Annotated in this window: 22 protein-coding genes; 12 read left to right on the top strand and 10 right to left on the bottom strand. The window is 63.6% G+C overall.

All coding sequences use genetic code 11. The annotated features are described in order from the left end of the window. Positions 1 to 207 precede the first annotated feature (207 nt). From FGF80_RS06530 to FGF80_RS06520, 4 genes are all read left to right on the top strand, one after another. Complete coding sequence (locus tag FGF80_RS06530) at positions 208 to 942, top strand: protein sorting system archaetidylserine decarboxylase (protein WP_138652894.1); 735 nt, start codon at positions 208 to 210, stop codon at positions 940 to 942. Between the two features lie 901 nt (positions 943 to 1,843). After that, on the top strand, positions 1,844 to 2,092 hold the full coding sequence (locus tag FGF80_RS06525) for a hypothetical protein (protein WP_138652893.1): 249 nt from the start codon (positions 1,844 to 1,846) through the stop codon (positions 2,090 to 2,092). Beyond that, entirely contained in the window at positions 2,089 to 2,229 is a 141-nt protein-coding gene (locus tag FGF80_RS19090; protein ID WP_006185690.1) for a hypothetical protein, read from the top strand. The genes FGF80_RS06525 and FGF80_RS19090 overlap by 4 nt, the downstream gene beginning before the upstream one ends. A gap of 197 nt (positions 2,230 to 2,426) precedes the next feature. Beyond that, positions 2,427 to 2,699: a hypothetical protein gene (locus FGF80_RS06520; protein ID WP_138652891.1), complete on the top strand. Its 273-nt coding sequence runs from the start codon at positions 2,427 to 2,429 to the stop codon at positions 2,697 to 2,699. A 69-nt stretch (positions 2,700 to 2,768) separates the two neighbouring features. Here FGF80_RS06520 and FGF80_RS06515 read toward each other — a convergent pair whose 3' ends face one another. Next, entirely contained in the window at positions 2,769 to 3,695 is a 927-nt protein-coding gene (locus FGF80_RS06515) for a DMT family transporter (RefSeq protein WP_138652889.1), read from the bottom strand. A gap of 125 nt (positions 3,696 to 3,820) precedes the next feature. After that, positions 3,821 to 4,186, bottom strand: a complete 366-nt coding sequence (locus FGF80_RS06510) for a DUF7344 domain-containing protein (RefSeq protein WP_138652887.1) — start codon at positions 4,184 to 4,186, stop codon at positions 3,821 to 3,823. A 275-nt stretch (positions 4,187 to 4,461) separates the two neighbouring features. On the opposite strand from FGF80_RS06510, the gene FGF80_RS06505 reads away from it, so the two are divergent. The 3 genes from FGF80_RS06505 to FGF80_RS06495 all read left to right on the top strand — a co-directional run bounded on the left by FGF80_RS06505 (position 4,462) and on the right by FGF80_RS06495 (position 6,054). Next, the gene (locus tag FGF80_RS06505; RefSeq protein ID WP_138652885.1) at positions 4,462 to 5,103 is read left to right on the top strand and encodes a ribonuclease H family protein; all 642 of its coding nucleotides are present in this window, start codon (positions 4,462 to 4,464) and stop codon (positions 5,101 to 5,103) included. Between the two features lie 76 nt (positions 5,104 to 5,179). Further along, complete coding sequence (locus FGF80_RS06500; RefSeq protein ID WP_006185685.1) at positions 5,180 to 5,638, top strand: DUF2240 family protein; 459 nt, start codon at positions 5,180 to 5,182, stop codon at positions 5,636 to 5,638. A gap of 23 nt (positions 5,639 to 5,661) precedes the next feature. Then, the gene (locus FGF80_RS06495; RefSeq protein ID WP_006185684.1) at positions 5,662 to 6,054 is read left to right on the top strand and encodes a hypothetical protein; all 393 of its coding nucleotides are present in this window, start codon (positions 5,662 to 5,664) and stop codon (positions 6,052 to 6,054) included. 49 nt (positions 6,055 to 6,103) lie between these two features. Here FGF80_RS06495 and FGF80_RS06490 read toward each other — a convergent pair whose 3' ends face one another. The 6 genes from FGF80_RS06490 to FGF80_RS19085 form a co-directional block, all read right to left on the bottom strand. After that, positions 6,104 to 6,763, bottom strand: coding sequence for an HAD family hydrolase (locus FGF80_RS06490; RefSeq protein WP_006185683.1), 660 nt, complete (start codon positions 6,761 to 6,763; stop codon positions 6,104 to 6,106). Between the two features lie 103 nt (positions 6,764 to 6,866). Continuing rightward, the gene (locus FGF80_RS06485) at positions 6,867 to 7,235 is read right to left on the bottom strand and encodes a methylglyoxal synthase (protein ID WP_006185682.1); all 369 of its coding nucleotides are present in this window, start codon (positions 7,233 to 7,235) and stop codon (positions 6,867 to 6,869) included. Positions 7,236 to 7,374: 139 nt separating this feature from the next. Beyond that, the gene (locus tag FGF80_RS06480) at positions 7,375 to 8,283 is read right to left on the bottom strand and encodes a hypothetical protein (RefSeq protein WP_138652883.1); all 909 of its coding nucleotides are present in this window, start codon (positions 8,281 to 8,283) and stop codon (positions 7,375 to 7,377) included. Continuing rightward, positions 8,265 to 9,005, bottom strand: a complete 741-nt coding sequence (locus tag FGF80_RS06475; RefSeq protein ID WP_138652881.1) for a hypothetical protein — start codon at positions 9,003 to 9,005, stop codon at positions 8,265 to 8,267. Before FGF80_RS06475 ends, FGF80_RS06480 begins: the two co-directional genes overlap by 19 nt. Then, positions 9,002 to 9,859, bottom strand: coding sequence for a hypothetical protein (locus FGF80_RS06470; RefSeq protein ID WP_138652879.1), 858 nt, complete (start codon positions 9,857 to 9,859; stop codon positions 9,002 to 9,004). The genes FGF80_RS06475 and FGF80_RS06470 overlap by 4 nt, the downstream gene beginning before the upstream one ends. Positions 9,860 to 9,986: 127 nt before the next feature. Beyond that, the gene (locus FGF80_RS19085; RefSeq protein WP_175416997.1) at positions 9,987 to 10,562 is read right to left on the bottom strand and encodes a hypothetical protein; all 576 of its coding nucleotides are present in this window, start codon (positions 10,560 to 10,562) and stop codon (positions 9,987 to 9,989) included. Positions 10,563 to 10,953: 391 nt separating this feature from the next. Here FGF80_RS19085 and FGF80_RS06460 point away from each other — a divergent pair, with 391 nt between their 5' ends. From FGF80_RS06460 to FGF80_RS06450, 3 genes are all read left to right on the top strand, one after another. Then, a complete protein-coding gene (locus FGF80_RS06460) occupies positions 10,954 to 11,142 on the top strand; it encodes a hypothetical protein (protein ID WP_238705353.1) in 189 nt (62 codons plus the stop codon). Between the two features lie 72 nt (positions 11,143 to 11,214). Beyond that, positions 11,215 to 11,316, top strand: coding sequence for a transposase (locus FGF80_RS19530; protein WP_238705352.1), 102 nt, complete (start codon positions 11,215 to 11,217; stop codon positions 11,314 to 11,316). Between the two features lie 165 nt (positions 11,317 to 11,481). Continuing rightward, a complete protein-coding gene (locus tag FGF80_RS06450) occupies positions 11,482 to 12,108 on the top strand; it encodes a hypothetical protein (protein ID WP_138652875.1) in 627 nt (208 codons plus the stop codon). Between the two features lie 43 nt (positions 12,109 to 12,151). On the opposite strand, the gene FGF80_RS06445 is transcribed toward FGF80_RS06450, so the two are convergent. Next, complete coding sequence (locus tag FGF80_RS06445) at positions 12,152 to 12,466, bottom strand: hypothetical protein (RefSeq protein WP_138652873.1); 315 nt, start codon at positions 12,464 to 12,466, stop codon at positions 12,152 to 12,154. 69 nt (positions 12,467 to 12,535) lie between these two features. After that, the gene (locus FGF80_RS06440; RefSeq protein ID WP_138651856.1) at positions 12,536 to 13,171 is read right to left on the bottom strand and encodes an IS6 family transposase; all 636 of its coding nucleotides are present in this window, start codon (positions 13,169 to 13,171) and stop codon (positions 12,536 to 12,538) included. Between the two features lie 68 nt (positions 13,172 to 13,239). Here FGF80_RS06440 and FGF80_RS06435 point away from each other — a divergent pair, with 68 nt between their 5' ends. Both FGF80_RS06435 and FGF80_RS06430 read left to right on the top strand, forming a co-directional pair. Continuing rightward, positions 13,240 to 14,040 carry a class I SAM-dependent methyltransferase gene (locus tag FGF80_RS06435; RefSeq protein WP_006185681.1) on the top strand — a complete coding sequence of 267 codons (801 nt, stop codon included), beginning with the start codon at positions 13,240 to 13,242 and terminating at the stop codon, positions 14,038 to 14,040. An 83-nt stretch (positions 14,041 to 14,123) separates the two neighbouring features. Beyond that, complete coding sequence (locus tag FGF80_RS06430; RefSeq protein ID WP_006185680.1) at positions 14,124 to 14,543, top strand: VOC family protein; 420 nt, start codon at positions 14,124 to 14,126, stop codon at positions 14,541 to 14,543. Positions 14,544 to 14,719: the final 176 nt, after the last annotated feature.

Genomic DNA, 14,719 nt, shown 5'->3' with positions numbered 1-14,719 from the left:
GCAACGAGTCCGCGGTGATCGACGGCCCTCGGGCGAGCAGGTGACGGCGAGTCAGCGGCCACGGTCGCCGCGCCGGTCGACGAACGATCGCCAGCCGTGGGATCGGTCCCCGGGTTCCGCGCCGCCGGACTGCACGCGGTCGACGTGCGAGCGACGCTGAATGACCGTTCCGTAACGGCCATACGATTCGATCCCGTCGATTCGTTCATGAACTTCGCGCCGGGGGCCTGGAAGTACGCCATCCTTCCCCTGCTCGCTGCCCCGTTCGCCATCTTCGTCAGCGTCACGGCGAGCCTCGTCGCGCTCGCGGTCGGTGCCGGGACGCTCGCGTTCTTTCGCGACCCCGAGCGCACCCCGCCGCCGACGGGCGTCGTCTCGCCGGCCGACGGCACCGTCTCCGTCCTCCGCGAGGAGGGCGACCGGGTCCGGCTCGGCGTGTTCATGAACGTCTGGCACGTCCACGTCGTCCGCGCCCCGTTCGCCGGCCGCGTCACCGACGTCGAACATATCGCCGGCGCGAACCGCCCCGCATTCTCGAAGGAGTCCGATCGCAACGAACGCGTCCACGTCCGCCTCGAGACCGACTCCCCGAACCTGCCGGCGACCGGCGGGGAGTCGGCGACGGCCGCGGACGGCGACGGAGAGTCGGAGGCGGCGGAGACGCCGACCGCCAGCCCCGCCGAACCGGATTCGGACGCCGAGGTAACGCTGATCGCCGGGGCGTTCGCCCGTCGTATTCATCCCTACGCCGAGCGCGGCGACGGCCTCGAGCGCGGCGATCGGATCGGCCACATCGCCTTCGGCAGCCGCGTCGACCTGCTGTTTCCGCCCGCAGTCGACATCGAGGACATCGCGGTCGAGACGGGCGATTCGATGACCGCCGGCGAAACCGTGGTGCTCGAGTCGCCGGCCGGGACCGGTCTCGACGACGGCCGTACGTAGCGGTCGAGTGCTCGCCGTTTTCTCACCCAGTTGATCGAGCGCGGGTGCGGCGCTCGCTCGAGGCGAGCGATAACTTCCCCGCCGGAAACAGTAGGTATACGTAACAACAGAACAACCATTAATGCGGAGGCCACGTCTCCGAGAGGGGTGTACGAAAACGCCCCGGGTGTAGTAGCACCCGAGACGGGCTTCCAAATCTCACAGGAGGGATTCCGGAAGCATGATTCCGTTCATTCTACCGAGATATAAACATCCCGCACGACCTTGCTGCGAAAGCCGAATCGCCGGCTCCGGTCGGCCCTCGCGCTGCCCGTAGCAGTCTCCGCGCCGTCTTCGACTCGAGGGAGGAACACAATGGGCGATGGGTCCGACGCGAGTGACGGAACTGACGGAGGCGACGACCGTGCTGCGAACGACGACAGTTCGTGGATTCCGGCGGCATCGAACGGGTGTGCCTGTGCGGGGACCACTCTCGAGGAAGCGAGGCCGCCGCACGGAGATTCCGCCTGGAGAAAGCCATCGACCGGGGACCGACTCCTCGTCCAGCAGCCTCGAACTGAGCGATAAATTCCCCGCCGGAAACAGTAGGTATAAGTAACAACAGACCAACCATTAACGCGGAGGCCACGTCTCCGAGAGGGGCGTACGAAAACGCCCCGGGTGCTAGGACACCCGAGACGGGCTTCCAAATCCCACACGAGGGATTTCGGAAGCATGATTCCGTTCATTCTACCGGGATATAAACATCCCGCACGACAGCCGAATCGCCACCTCCGACTAGCCCCTGCGCTGCCCGCAGCAGTCGCCGCGGGGGCCGCGGCGGTGTCCGCGCCGTTCCCAGCCCGCTCCGTGCCGGTCCCAGCGGCCGTCGCGTCGCCGTCGGGCTCGAGGGGTGAGCGCGATGGGTGACGCGTCCGATGGGAGTGACGCCCTCGACGGGAGCGGCGGCTCCGACGGGAGCGACGAGCCCGATACGAGCGACGACGGCTCGTGGTCGCGTCCAGAGTGTCCCAGTTGTGGCGAGCCCGTGACGTTCGTGACCGCCAGCGGCCCCCACACGGGAACGGTCAGCCCCTGTGGCTGCTCGGTCCCGCCCGGGCTGGTCTCGCGCGCCCGCGGTGTGTCCGAGCACGGCGGGCCGAACGAATGACCGCCCCTGCTGACGAGCCCTCGCGGCGGTGTCTCGAGTGCGGCGCGGAGATCGCCCGGCGCGACCCGCTCGTCGGCTGGTGGCTCTGTGACGACTGCGAACTCGCGTTCGACGACGACGGCGAGCGACTCACCTGACTGGCCCCCGTCGCGGGCGCTTTCCCCTCCCGACGACGACCTCGCGGCCGAGCGGCCGCGGGTAGCGAGGGAAACATCTCGTTTCCCACGGGAAAGCTCCCGTTCACACCGCCCGACTGCGGGCCGCTCGTGAGACGGCCCGAAACGGTGGGGCCGATATTTGCGTCGTCGCCGGCACGGGTGAGCCGCTACGTTCGATGCCGAGCCCGCGCCCGTCCCAACAGCGGTCCGGCGAGTCGGGTCCGACGAGCGACCGCCGCGACGACGACCACGGCGCGCTCGAGCGCGCCGTGCCGGGGCTCGCGTCCCCGATTCGCGCCGCGGGGTTCTGGACGGCGGTCGCTCTGCCGGTGCTGTACCTCCCCCTGCTCGCGACCGGGCTGTCGTCCTCGCTCGACTGCGTGCTGTTCCTCGGCTTGCTGGTCACCAACCTCCTCGCGCTCTACGTCGGCCACGCACATCGCCGGTAGCGGCGCAGCCCGTCGGCGGCCGCCCGATCACCCGCACCGGACCGACCGGCGTGGCCCGTCCCCGGCGGCTCACTCGCTCGAGCTACGCGACCGGACGGTGCCGGCTTCCCGCCGAATCGCTCGCCGCTTGACGAGGAGGAAGCCGACGGCGATGAGGGCAAACCCGGTAAGCGTCGCGGTATCGACGACTTCGTCCAGGTAGAGCCAGCCGACGACCGCGGTGACGATCGGTGCGACGTAGGAGACCATGTTGATCTCGACGGCACCCAGTCGCTCGAGCAGGTCGAAGTAGATGAGGAAACCGACCGCGCTCGCGCCCACCGACAGGTACGCGAGCGCGCCGATCGCCTCGGGACTGGTCCACGCCGCGGGCTCGATCGGCTCGCCGATCGCGACGCTGACGAGGTGCATGACGAGGGCACCCCCGAGCATCGACCAGGCTTCCATCGTCTCGATCGGCAGTGAGGCGTCGAGCCGGCGAGTGAGGACGCTGCCCAGGGCGAACGCGGCCGCGGCACAGAAGACGAGTCCCTTCGCCACCGAGCCGGTAGCCAGGAGGTTGGCCGGGTCGGGCTGGACGATGACGCCGACCCCGACCAGACCGATGACGACGCCGACGATGCCGACCGACGAGAGCGCGTCCGAGGGCACCAACAGCCGCGCGAACCCGGTGCTCAGGACCGGCGAAAGGCTCACCAGGATCGCCGCCGCCGCGGCCGTCGTGTTCTGCTGCCCGACGAACAGGAACGCGTGATAGGCCGCGATCAAGAGCACGGCCCCGACGGCGACCTGCGCCCACTCGAGTCGGCCACGGGGCAGCCAATGCTCGACGGCGTAGACCGCGTAGCCGAGCATCAGGAGGCCGGCGATATCGTAGCGCAGCGCCGCGAACAGGACCGGCGGAATGTAGGAGAGGCCGGCGCTGATCGCGACGAAGGCCGATCCCCACAACGTTGCGAGTATCAGGAAAAGTAACAGGTTTCGATAGCGGCTCACGAAGGCTATCTCGATAGGGACCCCCTATGCGTTACGGTTCAGAACGAACTTGCCGGCACGCGGCTCTCTATGGCACCGGACGGGAGACGAACGACGGCGGTCGGGTCCGGCCGACCGGGGGCGGCTCAGAGCGGGGGTCGCTCCCGGAGTTCGGGTTCGGCTTCGGTCTGTCTGAACTGCTCGAGCAGCGGCTTGATGTCCTCGAACCCCTCCGCCAGCACGATATCGCCGCTCCGCAGGTCGTACTCGATGATGTCGTAGTCCTCGAGCCGCGGCAGGTGGTTATGAACCAGTGAGACGTAGACGCGCTGTCGCACTTCCTTGTCGATCGCGTCGGCGCGCGCGTCGAGTTCCCAGGCCGCGACCTGGACGATGAGGTCCTCGAGGTTCGCGGAGCCCTCGTCCGCGAGCTGGTAGAGGAGAAACCGGCGTTCTGACTCCGCGAGAAGGGAACAGGCCGCTTCCATCCGACTGGCGTTCGTCTGGTTCATAGGTCGATTTAGCACCCAGTGGTATTACTCCTGCTGCCAACACAGATTGGGTCCGGATCGCCCGGACGAAACGCGCACCTGTGTCGGGTCCCATAGTCGGCGGATAGAGCCCGTCTCTGTGCTGTTTACCGAACTTCGGTTAGCCACGATGATGCTTTGTTTCCGGTGACTGATTGTTGAACGGGACTGTCCCACACTGAGCGCTCACCAGGGCTACATTGTCATTTGTTATCTCGGACGACATAATTAAGTAGATAACCGGCCTACGGCTTCCTATGGCCGCTCACGGCCGGCCCGCACTGCGGGATCTGTTCGACGAGTCGCCCACGCCCCACATCGCCCATCCCCCTCGGACCCATCACCGTGACTTCTACGTCGCTACTGACGGGTCCTTCCGCGGTTCGGGCGGTGGGCTGGGTGCCGTTATCGAAACGCGCGACGGCACTCGCGTCGCACGCGTCGCGACCGCGGACACGCCGCCGGACAACAACGTCGCCGAGTACCGCGCCCTCCACCTCGGACTCGACGTCCTCGCCGCGCGAGCGCCGCGGGACGCCGCCGTCGGCGTCCTCATCGACCACGATGCGCTCGCCAGTAACGTCAACAGCGCCATCCTCGCGACGCGGCATCCCGATGGGAAGTCGCCGCGTCCCGTCTCCATCCCGACCGCGACACGGTATCACTGGCGCGGGATTCGGGCCCGTCTCAACGGGTTCGACGAGGTGCGGGCCGCACGGATCGACAGCGACCAAAACCCCGCCCATCCGCTCGCGAACGCGCCGACCCAGTACCGGCACGTCAATCGCGAACCCGACCGCTGTGTCCTCCCCGAAGCCCCGGAGCCCAGCGCCGGCGAGTTCCCGCCGCCGTCCCGAGCCGATCGCAACAGCGGCGGCGGCGGTCGCGCCTCCGACTGATCGCCGACGGCACCGTCCCGACCGCGGTCGGGCGGAACCGTCATCGTTTTCTCACCGCTCGAGGAAGTCGACTCCGATGAGCCTCCGCGTCGCGGTCGCCGCCCCGTTCATCCAGAACGGTACCCGTCGCCTCAAGGAAAACGAGTTCGTCGTCGCCCTCTCGCTCGATCGGGACTGGTTTTCCCCCGATCAGGCCACGCGGCTGATCGACGTCGCCACCGGCGAGGGACTCCTCGAGCGCGGCGACGACGGGCTCGCGGTCACGTTCGATCCCGGCGAGGTGACGGTGCCGGAGGACTTCGCCCCCGACGAGGACCTCCTGCGGGAACGCTCGGCGTTCGAACGCGTCCTCGATTCGCTGGTCGCCGAGGGCACGGCAAAACAGGAGGCGGTCGGCGCGATCAACACCCTCCAGCAGGAACTCGGGCTGACCATCGAGGCAGCCGCGGTCGTCTACGCCCGCCGCGAGGGGGTCGATGTCGACGAGCTGGCCCCGGTCGCCCGAGACGCCGTCCTCGACACCGAAGACGGTTAGTCTCGCCGTCCCGACCGGCAGGTATGGTCGAGGAACGGATCACCGACGGTCGCCGGATCGCCGAACTCCTCTCGAGCGAGGTCGACGGCCGCGAGGACGGAGAACTCGCAGAGTACGCCGTCACCAACGCCGATCGGGACGTCGAGCCGACGGCCGACGGCGCGCGCGCCTACGACGTGACTCGCCGCGACGAACGAATTGCTCGCGTCTTCGTCCACGATGACAGAGCCCACCTCGAGTTCGAGGCGGGACAGGACATCGCGGCAGCGGCGGCAGCCGATGCCGACCTCAGGGTACGGCCGAAGGCAACGCAGCCGCCGAAAACGCTCGTCTTCGTCGAGAGCGGGGCCGCGGTCAAGCGAGCGACGGACGTGTTACAGACCGTGAGCCGTCGGCTCGAGGAACGCGACGCGTAGCCTCTGGATCGCGAGCGGTGGCGCGTGCCGGTTCGTGGCGGCTAGCACGTCAGTCGAGCGCTGCGACGATCTCCGGCAGCGTCGCCGCGATGTCCGCCTGCTCGACGTGGGCGCTGGCGCGGGGATCGGGGTCGGGACCGTCCGCGAGCAGCACTTGAATCGCCCGCAACCCGGCCTCGGTCGCACCCCGCACGTCGGCTTCGACCTCGTCGCCGACGTAGACCGCATCGCCGGGCGCGACGCCCAATTCGTCGGTAATCGCCTCGAACGCTCGCGGGTCGGGTTTGCCGGCCTCGAGTTCACCCGTTACGAGCGCGGCGTCGAAGGCGTCCTCCCAGCCCAGCGTCTCGAGTTTGTGCCGCTGGGCGCGGACCGGGCCGTTGGTGAGCAGTCCGACCCGGTACGCGCCGCGGAACTCCGCAAGCATCGCGTCGACGTCCGGCAGCGGCTCGAGGGCGTCGGCGATCGTCTCGCGGTAGGCCGTCGCGACGGCGGCCGGGTCGGCGTCGCTCTCGCTGTCCGCGAGCAGGTCGGCGAAGATCGGCTCGCGCGTCTCGCTGGTGAGGTTTCGGCGGTGAGCCTCGAGGTACGACTGCCGGGTGAGCGACGGCGCGCCCGTCGCGGCCGTGGCTTCCTCGAGAAGGGTCGCCCGATCCCGTCGCGGGACGGCGAGCGTGTAATCGAGATCGAAGACGACCGCTCGTGGCATGGGTATGACAGGGGGCTCGAGCCGGTTGAAGCTGTCCCTTCCGCCCGCTCGGTCGTCGCCCGCGGGCGTGTCGGTCCCGCTCGGGCGACGAGACGGCGACGGGCTACTCCGCCAGTCCCTCGATGAGGAACTCCGCGGACGCGAGGTTCGTCGCGAGCGCCGTGTCGTGGACGTCGCAGATCCGGAGCAGTGCCGAGATATCGGGCTCGTGGGGCTGGGCTCGCAGCGGGTCGCGGAGGAAGACGACGCCGTCGAGGCTCCCCTCCGCGACCTCGGACCCGATCATCAGGTCGCCGCCGAGCGGCCCCGACTCCTTGCGTTCTATCTCGAGGCCGGTCTCGTCTATCAGCCGCTGTCCCGTGGTCCCGGTCGCGATCAGGTCGTACGCTCGTAGCTGTGCCTCGTGTGTCCGTGCGAAGTCGATGAGGTCCGCTTTCTTCTCGTCGTGGGCGATGAGCGCGACGCGCGTCATACCCGTCCCTCATTCTCGGGGGAGATAACAGTTGTTGGTAATACGATTTCTTTATCCAGACGAATCACTGTATTTTTCCCGCCCGATTCATCCTGCTTCTGGTGTTCCATTGGTGGCCTGTTAGTCGTTACCTCTCCAATTACAGGTACTTTTCGCCGAGGGGCTTCAGCCGCAGTTCGCCGAAGCCGTATCGGGAGTGAGACCCGATCCGCTGGAGGCCGTTCTTCGCGGTCTCCACCGGGCGGTCTCCGAGGTACTTCACGACCTGTCCGTGATCGACCGTCTCCAGCCGGAAGACCTCACGCTGTTCGAGGATCTTCTCCTCACGGAGCCGCAGGTCCTCGCGGTTCTCGGCCCACCACCACGGGATAGTGCGGTCGTTCGTCTCTGGATACTCAGTCGCCAGGACGAACGGCGTCACGAGTTCGATCAGGAACGTCTCCGCGCCTTCGAGCCGCGAGTAGTCCAGTTCATCGAGGTCAACCATCTGAGTGTCCTTCAGCTGAACCTCGCCGTAGCCGTAGTTCCGCTTGCCGCCGAACTGGAGGCCCTCCAGCACATCCTCATCGAGCGGGAGCACCGCCGGGTCATCAGCGTGCAGGTAGGCGTGGACGTACCACTTCGTCGTCTGCTGCTGTTTTCGCTGGTCTTCCCGGCGGCCCATGATGGTCTTGTGAGCGAGCGCCGGGTGGCCGCCGTGGACGCGGAGATCATGCGTGTTCAGCGCGTCCCGAGCGCGGGTGTCCAGCAGCCACGGATGCATCGCCCCCCGCTGGAGGAACAGGTCGTCGTAGGCCTCGACATCGGGCAGGCCGCTCCCAAGGTACGGGCGGATACCCGACTGCGTGTGTTCCTCGGGGAACGTCCCGAACTGGCCGGGCACGAAGACGCCGTGACTGGCCGACACCGCCGTGTGGGTCTCGGGATCGAGGTGCTGACCGAGGGCGTGCAGGATGGCGTTCCCGCTCACGTAGTACGGGTGGCCGATGTAGTCCATCCGTAGCTCCCACAGGACTTGCTGAATCGCTGTCATCGGTCGGGCCTCCATTCAGCGTAGTCCTCGATGTATTGGAGTGCCGTACTCCACGACTGAACCCGCCGCAGGTTCGCATCGAGCGTCATGTCGTACTTGTCCCGGTCGGTATCGAGCGGGTGCGCAGTCAGGCGGTTCCACGCCGATGCCCACGACCGCCACGGGCGACTCCCGAGGCGAGCGAAGGGTCGTCCATCGGCCTCGACATCAATGCGGAACGCGAACCGCTCGCCGTCGAAGACGGTGCGGAACGGAACGACCTCGCCCGCCGAACCGACGATGAGCCGGAGATCGGCGAACTCGTTTCCGGCGCGGTAGTTGTCCAGCAGCGCCGCCACGAGCAGTGTGTGGTACTTCAGACTCGTGTACGGGTGGTAGACCGACTCGTTGAACCCGGCGGCGACATCCGACACCAACCACCGCTCGTAGGCCGTCTGTGCGTCCTCGATGCCGACGAGGTCCGCCACCTCGCTCTCGATGGTCGCCCGCGAGAACTCGCGGGGATCGTAGGCCGTCTCACCGGTCAGCAGCGAGAGCCGGTAGTGGTCGTCGTGTGTCGGGACCGTTTGCTCTTGCTTCTGCTGAGGCCGCGAGAGCGCCGCTGCATCGCCGTCTGCGCCCTCGGGCACCGACTGGTTCACGGGAACCCCAGCGAATTCCTCGCGGGCGTCCTCGTGGCTCTCGCCGGTGAACTTGTGTGCGTCGTGCCGGAGCGCGGCCAGCATCACGTCGCTCATACGTCTATCACGCGCTCTGCGAGCGCCTCTTGGAACGTCGGCAGGTACTTTTCCTCCCACGTTTCGTCCTTCTCCTCCATCTTCTGCGTCTTGCCCTTGCCCCGGTCGAAGACGCGGCGGAGTTCGTGTTCCTCGTAGAGCGGGTTCACGAGGTTGCAGTCCACGATCCCGCCGCCGAAGTTCCGAGCGCCACCGAGCTGGTGCATGAAGTCCGTCTGATGCTTATCGAGGAAGTCGATGGCCTCGGCGAGCAAGGCGACGAACTCGGGCTTCGTTTCCCGGAAGGAGAGGTGCCAGCAGCCGTCAAGGTTCCCGACGGCGTCCAGTTCGGCGTTCCTAAGCGGCTCCCGGTTGTCTTCCTCGTTTCGGGAGACGACGTTCCGATTGATGCGGCGGTAGTGGCCTTCTGCCTGCCCGCGCGTGTAGTCCACGCTGGAACGGACCGGCGAGAACTGGATCGGGCGGCGCATCACCTTTCCCGGGCGATTCTCGAAGCCGCCGAAGAGGTCAAGAATCACGCAGCCGTCGTCGTCATCATCGTCGAGGCACGCACCCTTCTCGTGGTAGCCAGCGTCGAGGTCGCGGTTGTAGACGCCGTCCTTGCGGAAGTTGGCGTTCGGTTCGCCGGGGTGACAGGCAGTACCGTCGCGCTCCTGGACGACCTTCTCCATCCCGTGGCGAAGCCAGCCCGAAAGGCTGAACGCCGGGATAATGCCGCCGATCTGGTTCTGCGGGTCGTTGTCCTCGTAGTTGCCATTCGAGGCGTGGTGTCTGTCGGTCATGATGCTGTCCCCGACTACCAGCAGGTCGGTCTGAATCCGTACGAACACGTCGCGGTCGATGTCTTCAGTCATGGGTTGAACTTGTTCTTGAGCACTGTTTTGAGCGCGCCGGGACTACTGTATGTAACGTCACCAACGCAATACCCGGTGTACACCTCACCGTCGATAGCTTGAATCGTGCGCGTAGTGCTACGGCCGTTCACGCGTCACTCTCCTCTCGAACCTCGGGCTGCTCGCGCCGTCCAGTTAGTGAATCAGTTTTACCCTCACGTACGGAATCGGCGTACAATTCGAGCAATTGGGCAACTGCTTCACGCTTCGGCTCAGTATCCACTGCCGAGAGACCGTCTTCGACGGCCGAACGGAGTGAGGCCAACTCGTCGGTGTTCACTAACTCTGCGGCGCTCTCGCCGCTAGTGGCCGTGCCGTTAGTCTCGATTGGAACAGAGTACTGCTTGCGGTCACGTTGAGCGACCTCGGCCCGTTGTTCGGCGGTTAGGTTGTCCCACTGGACACCCGTATCCCACGGATTCCAACCGAATAGCGCGGTCACTTCGTCAAGCCGCTGCTTGACTTCATCGAGATGGAACCGAGCCTCCGCGATGCCGTTTTGGTTGGGTGTCTCTCCGCATTCCAGTGCAGTTACAATAGACGCGATGCACTCTGAGGCACGAGCAACATCACTATTTGCACTTTCGCAGGGATGGCGAAGCGTGGTCACAAGTCGCTCACGCGCGATTCGCTGGGCAACCTCAGTATCGAAGTTCTCCGTCATTGATCTTGCCCCTCGCACTGCCGTCGGAGAAACGTCTGGCAATCATGGTTGTCAATCTGTTCAGAGAGACCAATGGCTCCACAGTCGAGGCATTCCCGAAGGTAGTGATCCAATTGGTTGTGAGTCTGTTCGACAGATTCTTGCGGCCGTCGGTTTGATTTCTTCATGCTTCGTCTGGTTGGCGAAGCGCGGTCGCCTGCGGCAACAGGCGGCCACTTTCTGTGGCCATTGGACCGCGCTTCTCAGTCATACCTATGCACTCTTCCCTACTTTAACCTTCGCACTGATGCATAGCAATGCACTAGTGCATAGATTAATGTAGGCACATATGCATAGATTGAACCGGAGGGTACAAGATAGGCTAAACGAGATGGGACGCTACCGCGCTATCATGACAGAAACGGATCGTGAACACATCTCCGGAAAGAGTAATCCCACCCAACAGCAGAAGGACCAAGCGGTGTACCGGGTTCGACAACGGATAAGTGAGGAGCTCCCCAATGACATTGAAGTATTAAAAGAACACCGGCCGGATGTGCTTGAAGAACTACAGTCAGTTGTCTGCGAGGAAGATGACTGACCCTTCGATTGAAGAAGTCACATTATTGATGTTTGGTACACGTAGTTCTACACGAACCTCCACCCAGAAGAGGTGCCGCCAGAAGAGTTGGGTGATTCGTACCGGCGTCGGTGGGGCATTGAAACGGACTTCCGCGTAATCAAGGAGGGGTTCTTTGCCAAGTGTGGGTCTTGAAAACTGGCGCTTCGGGGGACGACCCGCGCGACCTTCGGCTTCCGACCGAACCACCAGAGATCAGGCAAGTATTTGGAGATATAGCCGATTCTGAGTAGGACTCGTCAGACACCGATTGATCAACACTATACTGGGATTTATTCGTAAGGGATGATACGCTGAGTTATGGTCGATTCATACCTCGTACGTTCCTTGAAACGTATTCATGATCAGGCTGCTGAGACACTGGAAGTAAAGGAACACACCTCTTCGGAGTCGATAGCTGAACAGTTTAACCAAATCCTCGAAGACTTCCAAGAAGAGTATCCAGATAACGAACGTTTGAACCAAATTGGGGCTGTAGAAGGCACAACAGCATCAATGCGGCGTATGCACACAGTTGAGGCCGCTAATGAGGATTTACGGAAAATCAAACTTCAGACGGAGCAAATTGCGGATCTATTTGATTTAGATGTTACCGATTTTGAGCAGGTCGACGAAGTCACAGAGTTGCGCCCTGTCATCATCCAGCAGAATACCGATATAACTCAGGAAACAGAGGTATCACAATCACTAGAGTACACTCAGATCATCGATCAAGTAGACAATGCAATGCTCGACGATGAGGAGGCTGAGAACTTGAAAAAGCTGATTAATGAATTCCAGAATGAAATCGAAGACACGAATACGGATGAATCCCGTCTCCGAGATCTCGTTGGGCGAGCAAAACAGTATGGTGCTGGTATCGGTACACAGGTTGGTGCGAAACTAACTATGGCAGGACTGCAAGCTGGTTATGACCTTATTCCCTGACTTGCCACTACGGAGAATGGGCAATCTCAGTACAAACTGAGGACTATTGCGCGAGGTCGCCACCTGCACTGTCTGTAAGTTCAGTAGTTACGTCTACTGTTGTAGAATAAATTCGCTTGTTATCTTCAACGGTGAAATCAAACGAGAAGAGAGCACGCTCTCCACCCTGCATCATACGTCCCAACTCGCTCTTCTGTAATATGAACGGGAGAATTGCTATTAGCTCATCCCCACGCCCGGAAATGATCTGCCCACCGTAGTCAGTTCTCTGCTGAATTGATAGTCTGGTAGTTTCTCCATCCGGATTGAAGTGCTCCAATTCGATGTTATGAAGTCCTGGTTGAGGGTTTTGAACCACCGTTCTTTCACCATCTGAATTCCATATGATCACTTCTCTTAACTCTACGCCGCCGATGATCGGTAGTGTTCAGATAAGCTGATTCCATACGAAGCTGAACGATCTGAGCCAGTCATCGGCAGTTTCTGCTTCGGCATTGCTAAAGCAGTTTGAGAAACAGAGAGTTCGTCGTTTTATCTCTCGAAAGACACGTTCAACAGCATTCCGATTTCCATGTTTCTCGTATCTGAAATCGAAGCCGTGACGTTGACATGCATCTTGTAATGAGTGCGATCCATCGACGAGAAACACGGCGTCGGAGACGTCGTGTTTCTCGGAGAGTTCCGTAAGAAACGAATGAGCGAGAACCTTTGTTGTTGTCGGTTCAAGCTTCGTATGGAGCAATTCGTTTGTCTCGGGATCAACTGCAGCGTACAGCCAGTACTGCTCATTATTCAGTTGGATCACAGTCTCGTCAACCGCAACGTGATCCGGACACCGATCAGATTCGGGCTGTAGATCGGCCTTGTGAACCCAATTGTGAACGGTTGATCGAGCGCGTTCGACACCGAATACCTCAAGAATAGATACAGTATTTGAAAGCGAGAGTCCAGCAAGATGCAGCTGAATACTGAGTTTCATCAGCAATCGCGGTGTCGCTTCTCGTTCAACAAACTCTAAGTTGATCTCTTCTAAACAACCATTGAGGCGGTCGTTTTCGGGCATAGATCACTCAGAAAACGAACCGCCTCATCCTTCATCCTTATCTGAACACCGCCGACTGAGGACTGGGTATGACAGACCCGACCGAATCCGGAGAGCAATCGGCGAGACACGTCTGGTCGGCCGGTCGCTATCCCGCGATGGCACCGAACATGCTGCCCGCCATCGCACGGCTGATCAACGTCGCCGGTATCGATCCGGGCAACCGCGTCCTCGACGTCGGTTGCGGGACGGGCAACGCCGCGTTGACTGCTCGCCGAGCGGGCGCAGCAGTCGTCGGCCTCGACCTCGCCCACGACATGCTCGACCTCGCCCGCGAAAACGCGAGCCTCGCGGGCTACGACGACATTACCTGGCTTGCCGGCGACGCCGAAACGCTGCCCGTTCCCGACGACGCGTTCGACGTCGTCCTCTCGAACTTCGGTCACGTGTTCGCGCCGGACTCGACCCGCGCCGGGGCGGAGCTTCGCCGCGTGACCAAACCCGGCGGTCGGGTCTGTTTCACTGCGTGGTCGCCCACCGGCGTCGTCGGGGACCTCACCGAAGTCCTGACCGATCACGTCGCCGACTCGCCGAGCGACCCGTGGTCCCACCTCGAGTGGGGCGACCCCGATTTCGTCCGCGAGCAGTTCGCCGGGGCGGCCGACTGCTCGTTCCAGCGGCGGCTGCTCGAGTTCCGGTATGCCACGCCCCATCACTTCTGGCGCGAGTTCGCCGAGGAGTCCGGGCCGCTCTCACCCGTCCTCCGGCGGATGGACGACGACGACGCGCGGGCCGCGCTCCGCCGGGACGCCGTCGCCGCGCTCGAGGATTGGTTCGGGGACAACGCCGTCCGCGTCGAGTACCTCCAGGTCCGGGCCGTCGTCGAGTGAGCGGAGGGGCGATACGGCCGCCATCGCCGACCGCGGGCGGCGCAGCCGGAAGCGTTTTTCCGGCGCGCTCGTACCACGGAGTAATGACGGCTCTCAGCGCACACCACGTCGGTCTCACCGTCGCCGACCTCGAGGAGACGCTTGCGTTCTACCGGGACGTGCTCGACCTCTCGGTCACCGATCGGTTCAGCGTCGGCGGTGAGGCCTTCGCCGACGCCGTGGACGTCGACGGTGCCAGCGCCGAGTTCGCGCATCTCGAGGCGGACGGTATCAAGATCGAACTCGTCGAGTACGACCCCGAAGCGCGGGGCTCCCCGGCGGCGGGGCTCAATCAACCGGGCGCGTCACACGTCGGCTTCGCGGTCGACGATCTCGCGTCCGTCGCCGAGCGCCTTCCCGAGGACGTGCCGACGATCAGCGAGCCGCGGACGACCGAGAGCGGCACCACGATCATGTTTCTGCGCGACCCCGAGGGAAACCTGATCGAAATTCTCGAGGCGTAACGCGGCTCGAGCCGTCGGCGGTATCGGATACCGTCTCCGTGTCCGTCGGCCCCGGTGCGTCCGTCAGCGTCGACCGAAGCCGACGCGAGCACGCCGCCGAGCCGATCGGGGCCGTCGACGGGGTACCCGTGCGGTCGGCCGAGCGGATAGCAACCTTTTCGACCGTCGCGGGGCCA

This window comes from Natrinema pallidum, assembly GCF_005890195.1.
Taxonomy (GTDB): Archaea; Halobacteriota; Halobacteria; order Halobacteriales; family Natrialbaceae; genus Natrinema; species Natrinema pallidum.
The sequence above is the reverse complement of the archived record's forward strand: the minus strand, read 5'-3'. Positions and strand labels throughout refer to the sequence as shown.